Genomic DNA, 23,191 nt, shown 5'->3' with positions numbered 1-23,191 from the left:
ATCAGGGACTTGCTTTGCCGTCGGCTTCGCCGCCGACGGCATGGGTGACTGTCAGTCGGGTTCCGTTGGCCAGGGTCTGGTAGACGACGCAGTAGCGCTCTGTCAGGCGCAGCAGGGTTTCGATCTGCCCGGCCGGGGCATCGGTATCCAGTTCAAAGCACACCCGGATCGCCTGGAAGCCCACGGCGGTTTCCTTGCTCACGCCAAGCGTGCCGCGAAAATCGAGGTCGCCCGCCACCAGTACGCGCGCATCGCGCAGCGCAATGCCCAGCGCCGTAGCTACTGCGTTCAGGGTGACGCCGGCGCAGGCTGCCAATGCTTCCAGCAACATGTCTCCCGAACAAGCGCTGAGTCCGCTGCCTCCGGTTGCCGGATGCAGGCCCGCTTCGACCTGCGCCTTGCCGGTTTCGATTTTGCAGGTAACCCCGTCGCCCAGGCGACTAGCTGCGCGCAGCGTGATGGATGCGGCTTCCGGGTGCTCGCGGTACGCTTCCTTGAGCGGGGCCTGGATGGTGCGGAGTTGGTCGGCGTTCATCGTTTGCTCTCCTGGCGCCTGGTTCTTCCCGTGGCATTGGCCGGCGCCTGTTTCAGACATTTCAGACATCGAGGGTAGGCGATGCTTCATTGCAAAGTGTTGCACCGGATGCCAGCCCTCTTCATCCTGCTTGAACATCGGATTGCCCGGTTTCGCCACCGCAGGCGAGCAGAGCCACCGAACAATCTCAAATCAACCGCGCCCCCGGCCACGCACCCGACATCACGATATTCCGCACCGATTGCCTGACCGTCTGCATGATGTCCCACAACTCCGGCACCGGCGTCCGGTTGCGCGCGGTGGCAAGCGCCACCTGACGTGTCACCACGGGATCCACCAGCCGGGCCGAATGCAGCCGGCCCTGCGCCACGCGATCCGCCACTGCGGCAAAAGGCAGCAGCGTGGCGCCGCAGCCGTCCTCCACCAGGCGCATCGATACGGTGTTGGAGGCATCGCATTCCAGCGCAAGTTGCAGGCTGGTGCCCGCCCTGGCCGCGAGCGACTCGGCCAGCACGCGCAATCCGTGTCCGGTGCTGGGCAGGATCAGCGGCACTTCGCCCAGCCTGCGTACCGGAAAGGTGGGGCCAAGATGGCTCCACGAGGTCGGCGTGACCAGGGTCAGGTCTTCCTCCAGCAGGATATCCACCTTCAACGCGCCTTGCTGCTCGGGCAGGTAGAGCAGGGCGACGTCGATCTCTCCGGCGGCCAGCCATGCCAGCACAGGGCTCGCCAACCCTTCGACAAAGCGAACCTTCGTAGCAGGAAAGCGCTGCTTCAGCGCGGTGCCGATGCTGGCGAACGCGGTGTTGGCAATGGTAGGCTGCGCCGCGATCACCAGTTGCGCCGGCCCCTGCGCCGACGACGCGCGAATGGCTTCGCGCGCTTCGGCGAGCGTGGCCGCTACCTGGCGGGCGTAGACGATCAGGGTCTGCCCGGCTTCGGTCAGCACCACGCCGCGTCCGCTGCGGTGGAACAGGCGGGTGTCCAGCGCCGCCTCCAGCCGGGCGATCTGCCGGCTCACGGTGGACTGGTCCGCGCCCATTTCCAGCGCCGCCCGCGAGATGCTTTGCGTGTTGGCCACGCAGACGAAGCAGGCCAGGTCCTCTGAGCTCAGCGCGGTCATGCGGGGTACGCCGGCATGTTCATGCGCCCAGCCCGATAAATCCGATCTTGCCCATTTCTGCCCTCTCGTCTGTCGTCCCGGTCGTCCCGGTCGTCCCTGCTGTCCGGTTTGGCCGCAGCTTCAGGCGGATGCTACGCCTGGCTGGCGAAACGTTCGCGCAGCGCTTGCGTCGCGTTGCGGAAGATATTCTGCTCCACCCCTACCGCCACGAAGCTCGCGCCCATATCCAGGTAGCGGCGCGCGTCGGCTTCCACCGGCGTCAGCGTGCCAACCGCCTTGCCGGCGCGATTGGCGGCTTCGAAGATGCGCGCGACCTGTGCCTGCACTTCGGGATGGTTGGGGTTGCCGAGGTGGCCGCAGGCGGCAGCCAGGTCGGACGGGCCGATAAAGATGCCGTCCACGCCATCCACGGCGCAGATAGCATCGGCGGCATCCACGCCTTTCCGGCTCTCGATCTGCACCAGCACGCAGATATTGTCGTTGATCTGGCTGAAGTACTCCGGCACCGTGCCGTAGCGGTTGCTGCGCTGGACCATCGACACGCCGCGCACGCCGGCAGGCGGGTAGCGGGTGGCGCTGACGGCGCGCTCGGCCTGTTCGGCGCTCTCGACAAAGGGAATCAGGAAATTATAGAAGCCGATGTCCAGCAGGCGCTTCATCACCACCGGATCGTTCACCGGCGGCCGCACCACCGGCGCGCTCACGCTGCCTTGCAGCGCCATCAACTGCGGAATAAAGGTGAGCACATCGTTGGGCGAGTGCTCGCCGTCCAGCAGCAGCCAGTCGAAGCCGGCCAGGCCCAGGATCTCGGTGGTGGTGGGGTTGCCCAGCGAGCACCAGCACCCGATCAAGCGCTTGCGCGCCAGGATGTCGGCGCGGAAGCGGTTGGGCAGAGGGGAAGGCAGGTGCGAATTCGGTAGCGAAGTCATGACGATTGGTTTTCCTGTTGTTGCGGCGCGGTGCGATGGAAGTCTGTGGCGCCACGGCGCGAACGCGTGGTCGCCCGGCCGGGTAACGCGCTCCTGGCGCGCTGGCCGGGGTTGCTGCTGGTGCGATTCACGAAGCCGTCGGAGCGGCCCCGGGGCAACCTCAGCGCGAGCCGCTGACGATCTGCTTGGCGAAGCTGGCGCGTTCCATCTCCACGACTTCCACGCTGACCTGCACGTTGTCCTCGGCGTTGGCCGGCCGTACGGCTTCGGCGATGACATCGCAGATCGCCTTGCTGAGCGCCTGGCGCAAGGCCAGCTCGCGGCCGTCCAGGATGTGCAGCCGCGCATGCACGAAGGCGCCTTCGCGCACTTCGGTACCCTGGCGGAAGGAGGTCAGCGTAATGCAGCGGGACTTGATGTCCGGTTCGCCGAACTCGCCGGTAGCCAGCAGCGCGGCATTGGCTTCGTCCAGCAGTTCCTCCTGCGAGCAGGTGAGGCGGGTGTTCTCGGTGATTTCGATGATGAGGTGCGGCATGGTGGCTGGGCCTTGGTTGATTGGGTTGTCGTGCGGGACCGGGCGGATCAGTCCACCGCCAGCCGCGACAGCGGGCCGGGCGATGTCCCTCGCGCGGCCTGCACGCGTGCCGCGGCATCGTCGAGCTGGGCCAGCGTGCCGCTGTCCACCGGCATGAATTCGGCGCGGGCCCGGCGCCACGCGCGCTCGGGCTCGCCGGGCAGCAGGATGGCATCGGTGCCGGGCTGCCGGTGTGACGACCGCAGCCAGTCGACGAAGGCCTGCACCTCATGGCCAAAGGTGGTGCTGCTGCCCAGGCGCGCCGGGTCGAAGACGATGGCCAGCATATTGTTCCAGACCGCATGCTCGTGGGTCAGGGTCTCGGGGCGGATGGTGTGGCCGCCCGTAACGGCCGCGCCCAGCAGTTCGCACATCACGGCGAGCACATAGCCCTTGTGCTCGCCGAAGGCGCGCAGCGCGCCCTGCGGGTCGCCGGCGGCCGGGAACATCACGGCGGGGTCGTCGGTGGGCTGGCCCTGCGCATCCAGCAGGCAGCCCGGCGGCACCCGCACGCCCTTGTTATTGGCCACGCGCACCTTGCCCAGCGCGATCGCGCTGGTGGCGAAATCCATCACCAGCGGCTCGGCGCCGGCCACCGGCACGCCGATGGTAAAGGGGTTGGTGCCATAGCGCGCCTCATGGCCGCCATGCGGGGCCACGATCGGCTTGGACAGCACGTTGACAAAGTGGATGGAGATCATGCCGGCCGCCGTGGCCTGCTCGGCCCAGTGGCCGACCCGGCCCAGATGGTGCGAGCGGCGCAGGCCCAGCACGCACACGCCGTGCTCGCGCGCGCGTTCGATCGCCAGGCCCATGGCCTCCTCGGCCACCGCCTGGCCCATGCCGCGGTTGCCGTCCAGGCTCAGGATGCCGCCGGCCTCATGCAGCACGCTCACGCGCTGGTTGAGTTGGAGCTGCTCGCCCAGCCAGGACAGCACGTACTTCGGGATCATGCCGACCCCGTGCGAGTCGTGGCCAGACAGGTTGGCGCCAACCAGGTGATCTGCGGTGAGGCGGGCCTCGCGGGCATCGGAGCCGGCGGCAAGCCAGAGATCGGCCACCCACTGATGGAGGGCGGCGCTCGGAATACGGTGTTCGCTCATGGGCTTCGGGAGAGAGAAGGAGGAATGGGCCACTGGCCGGAGCAAGCGGCCATCATAAGCCGCCGGGCCCCGCTTGGGTACCCGGCAAGGCATGCGGGCCATGCGCTGGCGTCATTCCGGCCGGATATTCGCGGTCTTGATCAGTTGCGCCCATTTGGCCACTTCGCTTTTCTGGAAAGCGCCCAGCTCGGCCGGGCCGGCGCCGGACGCATCGATCCCCAGTCCGGCAAGGCGGGCGCGCATGTCGGGCTCCTGGATGATCTTGCCGATATCGCCGGCAAGCCGGTTGACGATGGGCGCGGGCGTGCCGGCGGGGGCGAACACGGCTTGCCAGGACACGATCTCGTAGCCCTGCAGTTTCGGCCCGCCAGCCTCGGCCACCGTCGGCACGTCCGGCAACTCGCGCGCGCGCTTGGCCGCGGTGGTGGCCAGGGCGCGGAACTTGCCGGACTGGATCAGCGGCATGGCCGCCACGCTGTTCTCGAACAAGACATCGACCTGGTTGCCCAGCAGCGCCTGTACCGCCGGGCTGCTGCCCTTGAAGGGCACATGGAGCAGCTTGACACCAGCCATGCTGGCGAACAGTTCGCCGGCCAGGTGCTGCGAGGTGCCATTACCGGACGAGCCGAAGGAGACCGCTCCGGGCTTGGCGCTGGCCGCGGCAATGACGTCCTGCACGTTCTTCCACGGGCTGTTGGCATTGACCACCAGCAGGTTGGGCAGCGTGCCGATCAGGGCCACCGGCTGGAAACTCTTGATCGGGTCGTATGGCATCTTCGGGTACAGGCTCACATTGATCGAGTGCGAGCTGATGGTGCCGCCGACCAGCGTGTAGCCGTCGGGCGCGGCCTTGGCCACATAGTCGGAACCGATATTGCCGCCCGCGCCGGCGCGGTTCTCCACCACCACCGGTTGGCCGATCATCTGCGACAGGCGCTGGCCGATCAGGCGGCCCAGCACGTCGGTGGTGCCGCCCGCGGCAAAGGGAACGACGTAGCTGATCGGCTTGGACGGCCAGGCGTCCTGCGCATGGGCGGGCAGGGCGCCAGCGAGGGTGCCCAGCGCGGCAAGCGCGCAGCTACACAGGCTGGCGAGCCGGCCCGTGCGGGCGCGATGGGAAAGCGGGAGCGACTGGCCGGGTTGCGGGTGCATGGGCATATCTGGGTCTCCTGATTGTTTTTGTCGAAGTCAATCTCCTTTCCACTGCCTTGCCGAGGCACCTTGCTCTGCCAAAGCGGCGCGGGGGCAGGACGGGATCGCTCGGCACCAATCTACACGCGCGCGGCGGCGCCAGCCTTGCGTTTTACGCATAGCAGAAATGCGGCGCATGCCAGACGCGCATGGCGTTCGCGCCATGACAATCAACGCATTCCCGGTTATCCGTCCGATTGCACCGCACCATTTCCATCCTGTCATGACCAGCCAGTCCGTTGCGACCACAGCATCTTCCTCTTCACCCGCCGCCAGGCAGGCCCGCTCCGGCGGCCGTATCCTGGTGGACGCCCTGCGCATCCACGGCGCCGAGCGCATCTTCTGCGTGCCGGGCGAGAGCTTCCTCGACGTGCTCGACGCCTTGCATGACCAGCCCGCCATCGACCTGATCGTGTGCAAGCATGAAGGCGCGGCAGCCAATATGGCCGAGGCCGACGGCAAGCTCACCGGGCGTCCCGGCATCTGCTTCGTCACCCGCGGGCCGGGCGCCACGCACGCCAGCATCGGCGTACATATCGCAGCCCAGGATTCCACGCCGATGCTGCTCTTCGTCGGCCAGATCGCGCGTGGCCACAAGGGGCGGGAAGCCTTCCAGGAAGTGGACTATGGCGCCATGTTCGGCACCATCGCCAAGTGGGCGGTAGAGATCGATAACCCGGCGCGCATCCCCGAACTGGTGGCGCGCGCCTTCCAGTGCGCCACCTCCGGCCGGCCCGGCCCGGTGGTGATCTCGCTGCCGGAGGACGTGCTGGACGGCCTGTGCGAAGTGGCCGATACCGGGCGCTATGCGCCGGTGGCGGCAGCACCATGCGCGGCCGATGCCGAGGCGCTCGCCGCCGCGCTGGCCGGCGCGCAGCGTCCGCTGGTGATTGCCGGCGGCGCCAATTGGAGTGCGCGGGCGGCAAGCGATTTCGCCGCCTTTGTCCAGCGCTGGAACCTGCCGGTGGCCTGTGCCTTCCGCCGCCAGGACGTGTTCGACAACCGCGATCCGCATTACATCGGCCACCTCAGTCTTGGCGTCAATGCCGCGCTGGCGGAACGCGTGCGCGATGCCGACCTGATCGTCGCCTTTGGCACGCGCCTGGGCGATATCGCGACCGATGGCTACACCTTGCTGGAAGTGCCGCGGCCGCGCCAGCGCCTGATCCACCTGCACGCCGACAGCGCCGAGCTTGGACGCGTGTACCAGCCCGAACTGGCCATCCAGGCGGGCATCGAGCCCGGCGCCGCCATGCTGGCCACGCTGATGCCGCCGGCCAGCCTGCGCTGGGGCGAATGGACCCGCGCCGCGCACGCCGCGCATATTGCCTTCGCCACGCCGGCCAAGCCGCACCCGCAACTTGCCGGCGTGGACATGGGCGCGGTGATCGCGCACCTGGACCGCATCCTGCCGGATGACGCCGTGCTGAGCAACGGCGCGGGCAACTACACCGTCTGGCTGCATCGCTTCTACGCCTACCGTCAGCCGCGCACCGAGCTGGCGCCAACCTGCGGCGCCATGGGCTACGGCTTGCCCGCGGCGGTAGCCGCCAAGCTGCGCGAGCCGCAGCGCACGGTGGTGTGCTTTGCCGGGGATGGCTGCTTCCTGATGTATCCGCAGGAACTGGCGACCGCCGCGCAGTACCGCGCCAACCTGATCGTGGTGGTGGTCAACAACGGCATGTACGGCACCATCCGCATGCACCAGGAGAAGCGCTATCCCGGGCGGGTCAGCGGCACGGATATCCCGAGTCCGGATTTCGTGGCGATGGCGCAGTCGTGCGGGGCCTGGGCCGAGCGCGTGACGCAGACGGAGGACTTTGCCGCGGCCTTCGCCCGGGCACAGGCCGCGGGCAGGCCCGCCTTGCTGGAGCTGGTGACGGACCCGCGCCAGATTACGCCGGCGATGCGGATCGCGGATTAGTCCGGGCTGCAAAAGGCGCCTCACCTAAGACAAAGAAAGGAGACATGCCATGACCGACGCCACGCTGAGCGCGCTGCGCAGCTGCTTCAGCGGCCGCTTGCTGACGACGCCCGAGGACACCGCACCGTTCCTGACCGATTGGCGCCGCAGCTGGACCGGCCGCGCGCTGGCGGTGGCGCAGCCGGACACCACGGAGGATGTGGCTGCGGTCGTTCGCTGGTGCGCGGCGCGACGGGTGCCACTGGTACCGCAGGGCGGCAATACCGGCATGGTGGGCGGCGCCATTCCCGACGGCGGCGGGCGCGCGCTGGTGCTCTCCACGGCACGCCTGAACCGCATCCGCGACATCGATCCGATCAACAACACCCTGACCGCGGAGGCCGGATGCATCCTGGCCGCCGTCCAGCAGGCGGCGCAGGAGGCCGGGCGCCTGTACCCGCTGTCGCTCGGCGCCGAAGGCAGCTGCACCATCGGCGGCAACCTGGCAAGCAATGCCGGCGGGGTGCAGGTGCTGCGCTACGGCAATACACGCGAGCTGTGCCTGGGGCTGGAAGTGGTCACACCGGATGGGGAGATCTGGGATGGCCTGCGCGGCTTGCGCAAGGACAACACGGGCTATGACCTGAAGCAGCTCTTTATCGGCGCGGAGGGCACGCTCGGCGTGATCACCGCCGCCACGCTCAAGCTCCATCCGCGTCCCGCCGCGCGCATGACCGCGCTGGCCGCGGTGCGCGATCCGCGGGCGGCGCTGCGCCTGCTGGAGCTGGCGCAACGCCGCCTGGCCGCCACGCTGACGGCCTTCGAGCTGATGAGCGGCGTGTGCGTGGCACTGGTGGCGCGCCATTTCCCGGAGTGCCGCGCGCCGTTCGACCAGGCGCATCCCTGGTACGTCCTGCTGGAAAGCAGCGACCCGCACAGCGAAGCGCATGCCACGCGAGCCTTCGGCGAGTTGATGGAAGAAGCCTTCGAGGCCGGCATCGTGGCCGACGCCGCCATTGCCGCCTCGCTGGCGCAGTCCGACGGCCTGTGGCGGATCCGCCATCACCTGCCGGAGGCGCAGTCGCAAGAGGGCGACAACCTCAAGCACGATATCTCGGTGCCAATCTCGGCCATCGGTGAGTTCATCGAGCACACCAGCGCCGCCATCGTGGCCGCGCATCCGGGCGCGCGCGTGCTGGCTTTCGGCCATCTCGGCGACGGCAACCTGCACTACAACGTCAGCGCGCCGCAGGGCATGCCACAGCCGGAATTCGTGCGGACCAACGGCGCGGCGATCAGCGCGCTGGTGTACGAGGCGGTGCATCGCGCGCGCGGTTCGATCTCGGCCGAACACGGCATCGGCCAGCTCAAGGTGGACAAGAACGCCCACTACAAATCCGCCGTCGAAATGGCGCTGATGCAGAAGATCAAGCACGCGCTGGACCCGCACGGCCTGATGAACCCGGGCCGGCTGTTGCCGGAACCATCGCAGTCGGCAAACTGAACACCGGCTTGACCACGGCTGGCGCCGGTTCCACCGCGGGGCCGGCGGCACGGACACGACAAGAACCACAGAGGAGACCACCATGCATCCAAGCTTCAAGCCTTCACGCCGCACGCTGCTGGCCTTTCTGGCCACCACCGTCACCTTCGCGGCGTTACCCGTGCAGGCGGACACGTATCCGTCCAGGCCCATCCGCGTGGTGGTGCCATTTGCCGCCGGCGGCAATACCGATATCGTGGCCCGCCTGATCGGGCGCGACCTGCAAAAGGCGCTGGGCCAGCCCGTGGTGGTGGAGAACCGTCCGGGCGCCTCGGGCAATATCGGTGCCGACATCGTCGCCAAGTCCACGCCGGACGGCTACACGCTGTTGATGGGCACGGTCGGCACCAACGCCATCAATGCCAGCTTCTATCGCAAGATGCCCTACGATACAGCGAAGGATTTCACGGCGGTGGCAATGGTGGCTTCGGTGCCGAATATCCTGGTGGTCAATCCGTCGGTGCCCGCCCACGACGTCAAGGAACTCACGCAGTTCGTGAAGGGCGAGAACGGACGCGCCACCTTCGCCTCGTCGGGCGCGGGCAGTTCGATCCACCTCTCGGGCGAGCTGTACAAGGTGATGACAGGGACCCAGATGGTGCATGTGCCGTACAAGGGCAGCGCGCTGGCGGTGACGGACCTGATGGGCGGCCAGGTGCAGATCATGTTCGACAACGCGCCGACCTCGCTGCCGTTCGTCAAGTCGGGCAAGCTCAAGGCGCTTGCGGTGACCAGCGCTAAACGCATGGCCGCGCTGCCGAACGTGCCCACCATGGAAGAGGCCGGCCTGCCGGGCTTTGTGACTGGTTCCTGGTTTGGCCTGTTTGCCCCGGCCGGCACGCCGCGCGAGATCGTGACAAAGGTCAGCGACGCCGTGATGGCGGCCATGCGCCGGCCCGGGTTCCGCGAGCAGTTGGTGAATACCGGGGCCGACCCCGATCCCAAGCCCAGCGCGGAATTCCAGTCCTTCGCCCTGGCCGAGAAGGTACGCTGGGAGAAGGTGGTCAAGGCGGCCGGCGTGTCGGTCAACGAGTAACGCCAAGGGCGTGCCTGGCGCGCCCGATCTGACGGAGCCCCTATGCAAAGCCAATCCCCAGCCGTCCCCCGCCACGACGCCGCCGCGCTGCGCAGCCTGGCGCAAGCCATGTTCGAACGCGCGGGCATGCCCGCCGACCGGGCCGCCGACGTGGCGGACATCCTGGTCGAAGGCGACCTGATGGGCCACGATACGCACGGCCTGCAATTGCTGCCCACCTACCTGGCCGAGATCGAAAGCGGCAGCATGAACGTCAAGGAGGACTACGAGGTGCTGGCGAACCGCGCCGCCGTGGCCACCTGGGACGGCAAGCGCCTGCCCGGGCCGTGGCTGACGCTGCGCGCCATGGAAAGCGCGATGGCTCGGGCACGCGACTACGGCACCGGCACCGTTACCATCCGCCGCGCCCATCATATCGCCTGCCTGGCCGCCTACCTGGAGCGAGCCACGCGGGCCGGCTTTGTCATGCTGCTCTACTCCTCGGCGCCGGCCGCCTGCACGGTGGCACCATTTGGCGGCACCCGCCCGGTGTTCTCGCCCAGCCCGGTGGCCGCGGGTTTTCCTACGCCCGAGGGGCCGGTGCTGATCGACGTTTCGACCTCGATCACCACGGTCGGGCTCACCACCCGGCTGTACAAGGAAGGCAAGCGCCTGCCGCAGCCGTGGCTGATCGACGAGCACGGCAACGCGAGCGACGACCCGGCCGTCATGTTCCCGCCGCACGCGGGCTCGATCCTGCCGCTGGGCGGGCTGGACGCCGGCCACAAGGGCTATGCGCTGTCGCTGATGGTGGAAGCGCTGACCGCGGGACTGTCCGGCCACGGCCGCGACGACCCGGGCAAGCGTTGGGGCAATACCGTGTTCCTGCAGATCCTGGACCCGTCGGCATTTGCCGGCGAGGAAGCCTTTGCCGGCCAGATGGGCTGGATTGCGCGGGCCTGCACGGACAACCCGCCGCGCCCCGGCGTGGAGCGCGTGCGGCTGCCGGGGCAGGGCGCGCTGGAACGCAAGGTGCGGCAGTTGCGCGATGGGGTGGCGCTGAATCCCGCCATCCTGCCGCAGCTTGCGCCCTGGCTGGAGAAATACGGCATGGCGGCACCCGTGCCGTTGGCGTAAGGCGGCCGGCTCCGAAGCCTGGCGGTCCCGCGCGTGCAATGCCGCTTCGATGTCGCGGATGCAAAGCAGCCGGCGCTTGACCTATTCGCGCTGATTCGGCGGCGTCCTGCCCGGGCCGGTTTCGTCCAGACGATAGCCCTGGGCGTATATCACCGTGATGACCAGGCCGTTAAGGGAACTCAGCTGCAGGGTGCGGCGCAGGCGCGACACCAGGCTCGCCAGCGCGCGCGACAACGGCGGCAGTGGATAGCCCCATATCTCGCGCTCGATACGGCCATGCGACAGTACGCGCCCGACATTGGCAAACAGCAGCAAGGCAAGTTCGAATTCCCTGGGCGTCAGCGCCAGCCGCTGGTCCCGGAACACGGCCTGGTGCGACAGGCAATCCAGTGTGTAGGGCCCCACCCTGAGCTCAGGGTGGGGCGGCGGCCGGCGCGCGGCGGTGCGGCGCTGCAGCGCATGCAGCCGGGCCACCAACTCGCGTGAGCGCAGCGGGCGGATCATGTAGTCGTCGGCGCCGGCTTGCAGGGTATTGACGACCGACTCCTCGTCGCGTCGGCTGGAGACCACCAGCACGGGCACCTCCGAGCGCCAGGCGCCGCGTACCGCGCGCACGGCATCCACGGCGGGCATGTCCGCCAGCTCATGATCGATCAGCAGGACGTCGTAGCTGGACCGGTCCATGCCATGGAACAATTCCCGGCTTGCATGGTACGTGTGGCAGCACACGCCCGCGCGAGACAGGGAGTCTGCCATGGCCTTGGCCTGGACCGACAGATCGGTGAGCAGTGCGATCTTCATAGGAATTCATCAAACTGGCATTCGAGCAATTAGCCGACCGGCGCGCGCATCTGTTGCCCGGCCAGACGGGCTGTCAATGCGAATGAGCCGGGCAGCCACTGGCCTGCCCGCAAGGCAATCCGGGCAGGATAGTCCCCGCCAGGGGGGCAATCAATCGGAGGAATTCGCAAGTTCAGGCGGAACCATCCCAAAGCAGGGCAGGCAGGGGCGCATGGGCGGCCGATACCGCCCATGGCCGCGGGCGGATTGCTGCTGCACACATACACAATTTGTCCACAATTGGCGAATTGTGTTATCCACAGCTTGTGTGGATAACTGTGCCCGTTGCTCCGCGCTTACCCAATGGTGGCGGTTTTGTATCGGGCTGCCTGTTTTTTGGACAGGTCGACAGGATGCGGCCAGCGGGTGAGCGCCGCCGGCGGCAATCGCCGCGCAGCTATCTGGCCAGGGCGGCGAACAGTTCGGACAGGGGCCGAGGGCCAGGCGAAGATCGCGAAACGGTCCGCCATTGGCCGCCGCCTGTCAATGCCTCGGATGGCCGTTCGTACCGGTTGGCCGATTGCAAGGTCGAATTCGCCTGGCCGCATTGCACCAGGTGCACCGCTTCGCGGGTGGAGCCTGCCGCCAAGCCGCATCGCGCGCAAGTCTCTCCGGCAGAGCAGGTATCAGATCGCCGAAAGCGGACGCGGACGGCCGGTGAGCGGGTAGCTCGGATCGTTATAGCCAGGCGTGGAGGCATGCCCGGGACGCACCAGCCGGTCGACCAGCGCTTCCTCGTCCACCGACATGGCGACGCCGACCGCGCCGAAGTAGTCCTCGAACTGCGCCAGCGTCCGCGGCCCGGCAATCACCGAACTGACGATGGGATTCGCCAGCACCCATGCGGTGGCGAACTGCCCCAGCTTGAGTCCGCGTGCATCGGAGTGCGTCTTCAGGGCCTGGGCGATCACCAGCGATTCCTCGCGGAATTCGGTCTCCATCATGCGGCGGTCGGCGCGGCCAGCGCGCGAGTCCTGCGGAGGTTGCTGGCCCGGCAGGTACTTGCCGGTCAGCACGCCGCGCGCGATCGGGCTGTATGGCACCACGCCAAGCCCGAAATGCTGGCACGCCGGCAGGATCTCCACCTCGGGCGTGCGGTTGAGCAGGTTGTAATAGGGCTGGCAGACAACGGGGCGCGGCACGCCCAGCTGGTCGCACAGGCGCACCATCTCGGCGATGCGCCAGCCGCGGAAGTTGGACACCGCCCAGTAGCGGACCTTGCCCGCGCGAACCAGGTCGCCCATGGCGCGTACGGGCTCCTCGAGGTTTTCGCCGGGATAGTCGCGGTGCAGGTAGAGGATGTCGAGGTAATCGGTGCCCAGGCGGCGCAGGCTTTCCTCTGCCTCTCGCAGGATCCACACGCGCGAGTAGTGCGAATGGTTGGGCGCGGCCTGCATCGGGTTGCCGAGCTTGCTGGCCAGGATCCAGTCATGACGGTCGGCGGCGAGCAGCTTGCCCACCATCTGCTCGGAGCCGCCCTTGCTGTAGACGTCCGCGGTGTCGATGAAGTTGACGCCGTGGGCGCGGGCACTGTCGACGATGCGGCCAGCCTCTGCTTCGTCGGTCTGGTCGGCGAACATCATGGTGCCCAGGCATAGCACCGAAACCTTCAGGTTGCTGGCGCCAAGACGCCGGTATTCCATCTTGAATTCTGACATTGCGTTCTTCCTTGATGCGGCGAGGAGAGGCCGGGTGCGAAAACGCTAGAGCTTACCGCTTGCGAAGAAATCCTGCCTGCCGCACGGGCAGGCAATGCCCTTGCGGCCCGCCTATGCCAGAATGCTAGTCATTGTGGTCCGGCGCCGCCTGGCGAAATCTGACGATCATGCTCAGCCCATCCCTAGTCGCGGCGATCGTGCTGGTGTTCCATGCGCTCGGCGTCGTCGCCGCCCTGCATGCGGTGATGACGGTGCGCACCGCGCCCGGGGCCATTGCGTGGGCGGGCTCGCTGGTGATGATGCCGTACTTCACCCTGATCCCCTACATGATCCTGGGCAGCAGCAACTTTGCCGGTTACGTCAATGCGCGCCGCTTCAACAACGACCGGCTGCGCGAAGTGACCCACGAGATGGATGCGGGCGAACGTGAGGCACGCGATGCCTGCATAGTGCACTCGCCCCGCGAGGCCTGCCTGCGCGCCTTGCCCCAGCTGACCGGCATGCCGTGCCTGGCCAATAACGCGGTGCGGCTGCTCGTCAACGGCGAGGCAACCTTCGAGGCGATTTTCGCCGCCATTGCCGCCGCCCGGAGAGTGGTCATCGTGCAGTTCTTTATTGTCCACGACGACGACCTGGGCCAGGAACTGCAACGTTTGCTGTGCGAGCGGGCTGCGGCGGGCGTCAAGGTGTATTTCCTTTACGACAGCATCGGCTCGCATGCGCTGCCGGGCGCTTACGTCAAGCGCCTGCTGGCAGCGGGGGTCGAGGCGCGCGCCTTCGCCACGCGCAGGGGCTTCGTCAATCGTTTCCAGCTGAATTTCCGCAACCATCGCAAGGTCGTGGTGGTGGATGGCGAATGCGCGTTTACCGGCGGGCATAACGTCGGCAACGAGTACATGGGGCGCAAACCGCCGCTGGCGCCGTGGCGCGATACCCATATCGAGATCCGGGGCAGCGCCGTGCTGGATATCCAGATGGTATTCGCCGAGGACTGGTTCTGGGCCGCGCGCGAGGTGCCGATGCTGCTGCCGCCGCCGTCCGCGCCCGCCGGCACCATGACCTGCCAGGTGGTGCCGTCCGGTCCCGCCGACGCGCAGGAGACCTGCTCGCTGTTCTTCGTCGAGGCGATCCAGTCGGCGCGTTGGCGGGTGTGGATCACCAGTCCGTACTTCGTGCCGGACGAGGCGGTATTCGCCGTACTGCGCCTGGCGGTGCTGCGCGGGGTGGATGTGCGCATCCTGCTGCCTGCGCGGCGAGATCATCTGGTGGTTTTTGCCGCCTCCACGCTGTACGCCTACAAGGCCATCTGCGCCGGCGTGAAGATCTATCGCTACCAGCCTGGGTTCCTGCACCAGAAGGTCATCCTGATCGACGACGAGGCCGCGGCCGTGGGCAGCGCCAACCTCGACAATCGTTCGTTCCGGCTGAATTTCGAACTGATGGTGATGACAGCCGACCGCGGCTTCGCCGCCGGCGTGACGCATATGCTGGAGCAGGATTTCGCGCTGGCGCGGCGGATCGATCGCGACGAGTACATCGGCGGGCCCAGGCTGCGCCGGGCGGCGATGCACGTGGCGTGCCTGTTCGCGCCGATTCTCTAGGGCGGGGCGGCTATATCTCGGCCTGCGCCGCTTGTTTCGCGGTATCTGCCTGCCAGTCGCGCCGCATGATGATGTAGGTGAAGGACGTCGACCAGCCGATCAGGATCAGGCCCACCAGCGGTTCGATACTGGCGATCAGGCGCGTGACCCCGACCGGCACGATGTCTCCAAGGCTTTGCGTGGTGAAGGTTTCCAGCGAAAAATAAAAGTACGCGATGGGCGCGAGCGGGTGCGAGCTGGACAACCCGCCCAGCCCCAGTACATGGCCCGATATCCAGTAGCCAAACGCGAACACCAGGGCTTCCAGGATATGGGCAATGATGATGCAGACGATCAGCACGCCCACATTGACCCGGCCGTTCCAGCGCCGGGGATTCGTCCCCGACAACAAGCGCAAGGCCTCGTAGTGCATTGCAACCACGGTTAGCGTCAGCACGCTGGCGCAAGCCAGGGCCAGCAGGTCGTCCGGGGTGATTCCCATGGGTTTTCCTTGTCATGCCAGGATCGTTGGCGCCTGTCGCGGCACGCGATATTGACCGCGCTGACCGCCCGGATGTTCCCCGGGTGCAGTGACGCGCTGCCTGGCAGGCAATGGGGGACCATAAGCAAAGCCAGCCCGCGGCGGCGTCCCGGCATCCCGATGCAATATGACGCATCCGGCACCATCAATGGAAATGCGGACTGCCGCGCACCTGACAAGCCTTGCCTTTCGGCATTGACGCAGCGGGGCGCGAACCGGATGCGCGCCGGAAGGATCGGGGTAGCCCGTACGCATGGTGCGCCGGGCGGCTCGCCGGCCTGGCCGGACGCTTAGTCGAACTCGACGTAGATCTCGCCGCGCGGGCCGTCGTAGCCCAGGCGCGGCACCTTGCCGTGCTCGCGGCAGGATCTGGCGAGCGCGCGGAGTTCGGCCTGGCGGGTGGGTTCGCGCAGCTTGCGGCGGGCGCCTGTGCTGATCTCGGTAGGGCCGCACTCCGGGTTGTGGCACTCAAACCGCACCCACTGCCCATAGCTGCCGCGACGGGGCTGGGCTTTGGCCTCGGTACCGCACAGAGGACAGGTTCCTTTTTTTTCAGTCATTGGCAGATTGTAGCGTCGCGTACTTGTCTGACATTGCAAACAAGTGTGCGCAGTTCGGGGTCGTGCGGCTGCCCCTCTTAAGGGGGATCGACAGGCGGCGGGTGGATGCTAGCGAGAAGCCAAGTCCAAAATGAACGCATCCGGCACTACACGCCCAACAGCAGCGCCACCGGCAGCATTTCCAGCACCTCGGCCAAGGGCAAGCGGCCTTCGCGCGCATCGAGCGGGCGGCTGGTCAGCGCATCCACCCAATGGCTGTTGTCCCCAAGCCCAACTTGCAGGGCGGTGTCGCGCCATTGGGCTGGCGCGAGGATGGGCCGGTCGACTTGGGCCAGCCGGGCGGCCAGCCGGGTGCCGACCACCAGTGCCTGCACCTGCCCATGGCGGCGCCTGAATGCAAGCGCGTGCGCGGCGAGCGGGCCGGCCAGCGGGATGGGGCGATAATCGCCGGCGGCGAACAATCCGGCATGGGTGCGCCGCGCGGCCAGCACGCTGCGGATCAGTTGCAGCTTGAGGCGGCCGTCCTGCCAGTTGGCAAGCCAATCGGGCCAGCCCGATGCGTCAGTCAACCGGGCGCGCAGCGATTCGAAGTCCACCGGGCGGCGGTTGTCGGGATCGACCAGGCTGAGATCCCAGTCCTCGGTGCCTTGGTAGCGGTCGGGCACGCCGGGCGCCGTGAGTTGCACCAGGGTCTGCGTCAGGCTGTTGATGGCACCCGGCACGGCGATGCGGCGGGCAAAGCGGGCGAGTTGGACCAGCACCCCGTCCCCGCCGGCGTCGGCGCCGAGTGCATCGAGAAAGGCGGCGCAGCCTTTCTCATAGGCGATGTCCGGACTGGTCCAGCTGCCGTGCCGCTTGGCTTCCCGGATCGATTTCAACTGCCAGGCTTGCACGCGGGCAAGCAATGCCGCGACGCCCCTGGCGTGCTCCGGCGCCAGCCCGGCTGGCCAGGCGCCGGCCAGCGTCTGGTACAGCATCAACCGGTCCGCGCCATCGGGGCCGTGCGGCAAGCTCGCCAGCAAGGGCCGGCACTGCGACTCCCACAGGCGGACGGCTTGCGCCCACTCGCCGGGCAGTTCGCTCAGCACTGCCAGGCGCATGCGCGCATCCTCGCCGCGCTTGTGGTCGTGGGTGGCGGTGGCCAGCATGGCATTCGGCCAGTCCTGCGCGCGCCGTGCCATGCGCGCGTGGAAGTCCTCGGGCGGCATGGCCAGGGTGGCCGGGTTGCTGCCCACCTCGTTGCGCGAAAGCAGGCGGCCGTAGCGGTAGAAGACGGTGTCCTCGGTGGCCTTGGCGGCCAGCGGCGGCATCAGTTGCTGCACGCGCGTGCGCGCCTCGCGCAGCGCCATGCCGTCCCCGGCCGGGTCGGCCAGCCAGGACAGCAAGCGCGCCAGCGCCGGCAGATCGGTGGCGGCCAGCGTGGCGCGCGCGGCGTCGGCGGCGTGCTGCAGCGCCGCCTTGTCCTCGCGGGTCCGTACGCGCTCGCTGAAGTATGTGCGATAGACCCGCAGCGGCGCCAGCAGCGCCGCCAGCGCGCGGCGCAGGCTGGCCAGCGTCAGGTCGCGCGTGGCGGGCTCGCTGCGCGCGCAGGCGTGCAGGCGGCGGCAGGCGCCTTCGTACTCGGTGACCAGGTGATGGTCGAGCATCCGGCCGCGGGCCGACTCGACCTGCGCATCGAAGCTGCGCGTCTCGCCGCTCATCTCCTGCCAGAGCGCGGCGAGCGCGTCGGCGCCCGCGCTGTCGTGCAGCACGCAGGCTACTTCGTTCATGAAGTCGTAGCCGGTGGTGCCGTCCACCAGCCAGTCCGCGCGCAGCATCTCCTGCTCCGCCAGGATCTTCTCGATCACCAGCCACGGGCATTCGATGGCGCGCGCCGGCGGCCGTTCTGGCGCGAGCGCAGTGAGGCGGGCGCGCAGCCGCTGGCAGTAGGCTGCCGGGTCGGCCAGGCCGTCCACGTGGTCAACCCGCACGCCGTCGATCCAGCCTTCGCGGAACAAGCGGAACACCAGCCCGTGGATCGCTTCGAACACCGGTACCTGTTCCACCCGCATGCCCACCAGTTCGCTGATCTCGAAAAAGCGCCGCCAGTTCAACTCGTCGGCGGCCGTGGCCCACCAGGCCAGCCGGTAGTGCTGCAGTTCCAGCAGTGCGTGCAGGCGCGCGCGGCCCGTGGCGTCGCCCCCGTCGAGCTGCCCCGGCAGGCTCGCCGCCGCGGCGGGATCGAAGGTGCCGTCCGCCAGCGGCAGCGCATGTTCGCCGTAACACACGACCGGCTGGCCCGCCCGCGCATCGAAACGCAGTGTCAGTTCACCGCCGCACAGCGCCTCCCAGTACGGCTTGCCGAGGATAGGCAGCAACACGCGTGCGTGCAGGTCCGGGTCGGACGAATGCCAGTCGATATCGAAATGATGGGCAAAGGCGCTTTCCGCCCCGCGCGCCAGCACATCGCGCCACCAGGGGTTGTGATCGGGGCTGGCCGCCATATGGTTGGGCACGATGTCCAGCACCAGCCCCAGGCCGTGTTGGCGGGCGCGTTCGGCAAAACGGTAGAAGCCGGCCTCGCCACCCAGCTCGGGATTGATGGCGCGGAAATCGGTGACGTCGTAGCCGTGGGTCGAGCCCGGGCGCGCGCTGAAGATCGGCGAGAGGTAAAGATGGCTCACGCCGAGCGCCGCGTAGTAGTCGACCTGCGCGGCGGCGTGCCCGAAGGTGAAGCCAGCGTGCAGTTGCAGGCGAGCCGTGGCGCGCGGCCGCGGGCAGGGTCGGGGCATTCAGTGCCCCTCTTCAGGTTTATCGGTGATCCGGCGGGGAGGGTCCTGCGCGCCAGGTCCGCTTGCGCCCGCGCTGCCGAGCGCGGCAATGCGGCGGCGCACCGGCGGCTCGGAAAACAACGTGCGCACGTCGGCATCGAGCCGGCGCTGCCAGTTGGGGTGGCCCGACACCGTGCCGGGCAGGTTGGGCTGCTCGCCCACGCCCAGCAGGTCTTCCACCGGCACCAGGCGCAGTGGCGTCCCGGCACGGCCGAGCCAGGCCAGGATGGCTTCGAGCGGCGGGTGATCGGGACCGGGTTCCGGTCCGCGCGCCAGGCCGGCAGCGCGCAGCGCCTGCCACAGCGCCGCGCGGTCGCGCGCACGCGCGGCCAGCGCACCGGATTCGGTTTCGTCGGCGCCGAGCTGGTCCAGGCGCGCGCGCCAGATGATGTCGCGGCCGGCCCACCAGCCGGCCACCGTGGGCAGGTCATGGGTGGTCGTGGTAGCCACTGCCTCGGCTGGCCAGCGCTCGGGCGGCAAGAAGGCGGGCACGGGCACGGTGGCGGACGTGGCCGGTTGCGCCGCCGTATCCTCGGCACCGGCCACCGCGCTTTCGCGCTCGAACCACAGCACATCGATGCCGAGCATGCCGCGCGCGGCCAGGCTGGCGTTGAAGCTCGCCGGCACGGTGCCGAGGTTCTCGCCGATGATGACAGCGCGGTGCCGCCAGGACTCCAGCGCGATCAGCCGCAGCAGGTCGTCGAACGGGTAGCGCAGGTAGGCACCGGCGACGGGCGGCGTGCCATCGGGCACCAGCCACGTGCGCGCCAGGCCCAGCGCATGGTCGATGCGCAGCCCGCCCACCTGGCCGAGGTTGGCGCGCAGCATCTCGATAAAGGCATCGAAGCCCCGCCGACGCAGCGCGCGCGGCGAAAACACGGCAATCCCCCAGTCCTGGCCCAGCGGGTTGTACAGGTCGGGCGGGGCGCCGGCACTGACACCGGGCAGGATTTCTTCCTGGCGTGCCCAGGCGTGGCTGCCGCCGGGGTCGGTGCCGACCGCGAGGTCGGCGATCAGCCCGATCGCCATGCCGGCGCCGCGCGCGGCGTGCTGGGCAGCGGCCAGCCCGTGCGCCGCCAGCCACTGCGCGAAGGCGTGGTAGCTCACCGCATCGGCATGGGTCCTCGCAAAGGCAGCTACCGCGGCCGCCTGCGGCGAGTGCTGGGTCACGGGCCATCGGCGCCAGTCGGCAGCGGCGGCCGCTTGCTCCGGGCTGCCGGCAGCAGCCAGGTGGTGGGCCTGCAGCGCTTCGAAGCACGCATGCGCCTCAAGTGCGGCGCCGCAGTCCCGTCGAAACGCCGCGAATGCCTGCGCCGCGCGGGCAGGCAGCAGGGCGCCGCGGCGTTGCCACAGCCATTGCAGCAAGGCGTTGCGCGCTTGGGCCAGCGCGGGCCAGTCGATCTCGGTGCGCGCTTCGAGCGCCTGCAGGGCCGTGCGCAGGCCCAGCGCTGCTACCGCCTGCCCGACCGCGCGCTGGCCGAAGGCGGTGGCGGGATCGGCATAGAGCGAGTTGAGAAACAGCCGGCTGGACGGCGCGTAGGGGCTGTAGCGCTGCGGCAGGGCGGCAAAGCCGGCGTGCAGCGGATTGATGGCCACCGCATCCGCGCCTTCGCGCGCGGCGGCCTCGCAGCACTGTGCCAGCGCGGTGAGGTCGCCCAGTCCCGCAGGAGCGCCGCGGCGCAGGGAATACAGCTGCACCGAAAGGCCCCAAGGCCGCCGGCGATCGTCATCGCGCCCATCGCGCCCATCGTGCTGCCGGGCGCGCAGGGCATCGGCCACCCCGAAGCAGCGCGCCGGCGCCACGGCCAGCATCACTTCGGCAGCCCCGAGCATCAGCCGGTGATAGCCGCTGGCGGCGATGGCCGGCACGCGCAGGATGCCACCGGCATCGCGCCGGGCGGTGCCGTTCACCACGCTGCCGTCTTCCAGTTCGAGCCGGTAGGCCTGTTGCGAGAGGGTATGCGCGGATGGGATCGGCACGGGCTCGCCCTGATCCGCGGTGATCAGCGGCGGCAGGCCCTGCGAGGCATCCTCGGCCGCCAGCTGGGCGCGCGCTGCCTCGCACTGGCCCACGGTGGCGCTGGGCAGCCCGAACTTGGCGAGCATGGCGCGCAGTACATCGGGCTCGACCTCGCGCGCACGGCCCTGGGCGTCTTCCCAATGGACCAGCAGGCCGGCGCGGTCGGCCAGGGTATGCAGCGCACGCAAGGCACTGTCATGCGCGGTACCGGGTAAGGCGGCGGGATCCATGCTGGCCTCGTTACGGTTGAGCGGGAGCGTCCAGGCAGGCAATCGCGGTGGCGGCCGGCAGCGCCCCGTTGGCCAGGGCCTGCACGGCGCCTTCGCGGCTCTGGGCCAGCAGCCGGCTGGGGTTGACGGGCGGCATGCCCGCCAGCACGCCCGGCGCGGGCTCGTTGCCGAAGTTGATCCAGATCGTCAGCAGCGCGCCATCGCCCAGCCGCCAGCTTGCCGCCAGCGCCGCCTCGCCGACGATGCGCACGCCCGCGCTGGTGCTGCCGGCCAGGCGCGGCACCAGCTCGCGCCGCCGGATGGCCAGCAGCGCGCGGTAAAACTGGCTCCACGTGTTGTCGCCCTCGAGCGGGGGACGCGACGCCTCGAAGGTGGCAGGGTCGTTCGGGTCGGGGATCAGCGCCGCGCGCTGCGGATCGCCGAAGGCGGCCGTGGCGCCGAACTCCCGGCGGCGGCCGGCGCGCACGGCCTCGGCCAGCTCGGGTGGGTGGCTGGTGAAATACAGGAAGGGCGTTTGCGCCCCGTACTCCTCGCCCATGAAGACCAGCGGGATCTGCGGACACAGCAGCTGCAACAAGACCGCCGCGCGCAGCGCGTCGGGGCGCGCCAACCGGGTCAGGCGCTCGCCGAACGCGCGATTGCCGGTCTGGTCGTGGTTTTGCAGGAACAGCACGAAGGCGGTGGGCGCCAGCGCGGCGCTGGGCTGGCCGCGCCGCGTGCCGCGCGTGGGCGAGACCTCGCCCTGGCAGGCAAAGCCTTCGGCCAGTACGCGGGCGAGATGAGCCAGCGCGGGGCCAGCGGGCGCACCCTCGGCAAGCCCTTCGCTGGCTGGCCCGGCATAGTCGCCGTAATAGCCGTCGCGCTCACCGGTCAGCAGCACATGCAGGGCGTGGTGGCCGTCGTCGTTCCACTGCGCATCAAAGCCCGCCGCGAGCAGCGAGGCGTCGTTGTCGTCGTTCTCCAGGACGAGGTGGATATGCCGTCCGGGATGGCGCGCGCGCACCTCGCTCGCCAGCTCCCGCAGCCAGCCTTCGTCGACCATGGCGTGCACGGCGTCGAGGCGCAAGCCGTCGAAACGGAAGTCCTCCAGCCAATAGAGCGCGTTCTCGGTAAAGAAGCGGCGCACCTCGGGCTGGCGGAAATCGATGGCTGGCCCCCATGGCGTGCGCACATCGCCGCGGAAGAACGCGTCGGCGTACCGGTGCAGGAAATTGCCTTCCGGGCCGAAGTGGTTGTAGACCACGTCGAGCAGCACCGTCATGCCCAGGCCGTGCGCGCAGTCCACCAGCGCGCGGAGCGCGTCGGGCTTGCCATAGCTGCATTCCGGCGCGAACGGCAGCACGCCGTCGTAACCCCAGTTGCGCCCGCCCGGAAACTCGGCCAGCGGCATCAGCTCCACCACCGTAAAGCCGAGCGCGGCCAGGCGCGGCAGTTGCCGCGCGGCGCCGGCATAGCCGCCGCACAGGCCGACGTGCATTTCATAGATGATCGCCTCGTGCCAGGGGCGGCCATGCCAGTACGGGTGGCACCAGGTGTAGGCGTGCGGGTCGCAGACCAGGCTCGGGCCGTTGACGTCGGTCGCCTGGGCGCGCGAGGCGGGATCCGGCACCGTGCTGCCGTCGTCGAGCCGGAACCAGTAGCGCGCGCCGGGGCAGCACGGCGCAATCGCTTCCAGCCAGCCTTCGCGCCCGTCCGGGCCGGGCGCAGCGGCGCGCATCGGCACCGGCCCCATGCCTGCGATCTCCAGCCGTATGGGCTGCCCGCGGGCGGCCGCATCGGGCGCCCACAGGCGAAAGCGCATGCGCCCGTCCTCAAGCTGGCTTGGGCCGAATGACCGCAGCGGCGGTGGCGCCAGCAGTGATGGCAAGGCGTTCATGAGGTGGCCTCCTTCAACGGTCC

The 23,191-nt window shown here is 68.8% G+C and carries 18 protein-coding genes; 5 read left to right on the top strand and 13 right to left on the bottom strand.

Annotated features, from left to right (window positions below; genetic code table 11):
- Window position 1: 1 nt before the first annotated feature.
- From AC1DQ3_RS17500 to AC1DQ3_RS17475, 6 genes are all read right to left on the bottom strand, one after another.
- Window positions 2–535, bottom strand: coding sequence for an OsmC family protein (locus AC1DQ3_RS17500; RefSeq protein ID WP_477121426.1), 534 nt, complete (start codon window positions 533–535; stop codon window positions 2–4).
- A 187-nt stretch (window positions 536–722) separates the two neighbouring features.
- Window positions 723–1,658, bottom strand: coding sequence for a LysR family transcriptional regulator (locus AC1DQ3_RS17495; protein ID WP_477121425.1), 936 nt, complete (start codon window positions 1,656–1,658; stop codon window positions 723–725).
- A 131-nt stretch (window positions 1,659–1,789) separates the two neighbouring features.
- A complete protein-coding gene (garL, locus tag AC1DQ3_RS17490; protein WP_477121424.1) occupies window positions 1,790–2,587 on the bottom strand; it encodes a 2-dehydro-3-deoxyglucarate aldolase in 798 nt (265 codons plus the stop codon).
- Window positions 2,588–2,747: 160 nt separating this feature from the next.
- Window positions 2,748–3,122 (bottom strand): 5-carboxymethyl-2-hydroxymuconate Delta-isomerase, encoded by a 375-nt coding sequence (locus AC1DQ3_RS17485; protein ID WP_477121423.1) that lies wholly within the window; start codon window positions 3,120–3,122, stop codon window positions 2,748–2,750.
- Window positions 3,123–3,169: 47 nt separating this feature from the next.
- A complete protein-coding gene (locus tag AC1DQ3_RS17480; protein WP_477121422.1) occupies window positions 3,170–4,264 on the bottom strand; it encodes a malate/lactate/ureidoglycolate dehydrogenase in 1,095 nt (364 codons plus the stop codon).
- A gap of 111 nt (window positions 4,265–4,375) precedes the next feature.
- Window positions 4,376–5,422 (bottom strand): Bug family tripartite tricarboxylate transporter substrate binding protein, encoded by a 1,047-nt coding sequence (locus AC1DQ3_RS17475; RefSeq protein WP_477121421.1) that lies wholly within the window; start codon window positions 5,420–5,422, stop codon window positions 4,376–4,378.
- 256 nt (window positions 5,423–5,678) lie between these two features.
- On the opposite strand from AC1DQ3_RS17475, the gene AC1DQ3_RS17470 reads away from it, so the two are divergent.
- The 4 genes from AC1DQ3_RS17470 (at window position 5,679) to AC1DQ3_RS17455 (ending at window position 11,053) form a co-directional block, all read left to right on the top strand.
- Window positions 5,679–7,379, top strand: coding sequence for a thiamine pyrophosphate-binding protein (locus AC1DQ3_RS17470; protein WP_477121493.1), 1,701 nt, complete (start codon window positions 5,679–5,681; stop codon window positions 7,377–7,379).
- Between the two features lie 49 nt (window positions 7,380–7,428).
- The gene (locus tag AC1DQ3_RS17465) at window positions 7,429–8,862 is read left to right on the top strand and encodes an FAD-binding oxidoreductase (RefSeq protein ID WP_477121420.1); all 1,434 of its coding nucleotides are present in this window, start codon (window positions 7,429–7,431) and stop codon (window positions 8,860–8,862) included.
- Between the two features lie 82 nt (window positions 8,863–8,944).
- Window positions 8,945–9,937 (top strand): Bug family tripartite tricarboxylate transporter substrate binding protein, encoded by a 993-nt coding sequence (locus tag AC1DQ3_RS17460; protein ID WP_477121419.1) that lies wholly within the window; start codon window positions 8,945–8,947, stop codon window positions 9,935–9,937.
- A 42-nt stretch (window positions 9,938–9,979) separates the two neighbouring features.
- On the top strand, window positions 9,980–11,053 hold the full coding sequence (locus tag AC1DQ3_RS17455) for an Ldh family oxidoreductase (RefSeq protein ID WP_477121418.1): 1,074 nt from the start codon (window positions 9,980–9,982) through the stop codon (window positions 11,051–11,053).
- A gap of 81 nt (window positions 11,054–11,134) precedes the next feature.
- Here AC1DQ3_RS17455 and AC1DQ3_RS17450 read toward each other — a convergent pair whose 3' ends face one another.
- Both AC1DQ3_RS17450 and AC1DQ3_RS17445 read right to left on the bottom strand, forming a co-directional pair.
- Complete coding sequence (locus AC1DQ3_RS17450; protein ID WP_477121417.1) at window positions 11,135–11,854, bottom strand: response regulator transcription factor; 720 nt, start codon at window positions 11,852–11,854, stop codon at window positions 11,135–11,137.
- Between the two features lie 665 nt (window positions 11,855–12,519).
- Window positions 12,520–13,551 (bottom strand): aldo/keto reductase, encoded by a 1,032-nt coding sequence (locus tag AC1DQ3_RS17445; protein ID WP_477121416.1) that lies wholly within the window; start codon window positions 13,549–13,551, stop codon window positions 12,520–12,522.
- 167 nt (window positions 13,552–13,718) lie between these two features.
- On the opposite strand from AC1DQ3_RS17445, the gene cls reads away from it, so the two are divergent.
- Window positions 13,719–15,152 carry a cardiolipin synthase gene (gene cls / locus AC1DQ3_RS17440; protein WP_477121415.1) on the top strand — a complete coding sequence of 478 codons (1,434 nt, stop codon included), beginning with the start codon at window positions 13,719–13,721 and terminating at the stop codon, window positions 15,150–15,152.
- A gap of 10 nt (window positions 15,153–15,162) precedes the next feature.
- Here the strand turns inward: cls and AC1DQ3_RS17435 are convergent, their stop codons facing one another.
- The 5 genes from AC1DQ3_RS17435 to treZ all read right to left on the bottom strand — a co-directional run bounded on the left by AC1DQ3_RS17435 (window position 15,163) and on the right by treZ (window position 23,168).
- On the bottom strand, window positions 15,163–15,633 hold the full coding sequence (locus tag AC1DQ3_RS17435) for an ion channel (RefSeq protein ID WP_477121414.1): 471 nt from the start codon (window positions 15,631–15,633) through the stop codon (window positions 15,163–15,165).
- Window positions 15,634–15,962: 329 nt separating this feature from the next.
- Window positions 15,963–16,232, bottom strand: a complete 270-nt coding sequence (locus AC1DQ3_RS17430; RefSeq protein ID WP_477121413.1) for a hypothetical protein — start codon at window positions 16,230–16,232, stop codon at window positions 15,963–15,965.
- A gap of 146 nt (window positions 16,233–16,378) precedes the next feature.
- Window positions 16,379–19,003 (bottom strand): malto-oligosyltrehalose synthase, encoded by a 2,625-nt coding sequence (gene treY, locus AC1DQ3_RS17425; protein WP_477121412.1) that lies wholly within the window; start codon window positions 19,001–19,003, stop codon window positions 16,379–16,381.
- Window positions 19,004–21,292, bottom strand: coding sequence for a 4-alpha-glucanotransferase (gene malQ, locus AC1DQ3_RS17420; protein ID WP_477121411.1), 2,289 nt, complete (start codon window positions 21,290–21,292; stop codon window positions 19,004–19,006). It lies immediately after the preceding gene.
- Between the two features lie 10 nt (window positions 21,293–21,302).
- Complete coding sequence (gene treZ / locus AC1DQ3_RS17415) at window positions 21,303–23,168, bottom strand: malto-oligosyltrehalose trehalohydrolase (protein WP_477121410.1); 1,866 nt, start codon at window positions 23,166–23,168, stop codon at window positions 21,303–21,305.
- Window positions 23,169–23,191 lie beyond the last annotated feature (23 nt).

The sequence above is a fragment of the Cupriavidus sp. 01T418 genome, assembly GCF_056398885.1.
The sequence above is the reverse complement of the archived record's forward strand: the minus strand, read 5'-3'. Positions and strand labels throughout refer to the sequence as shown.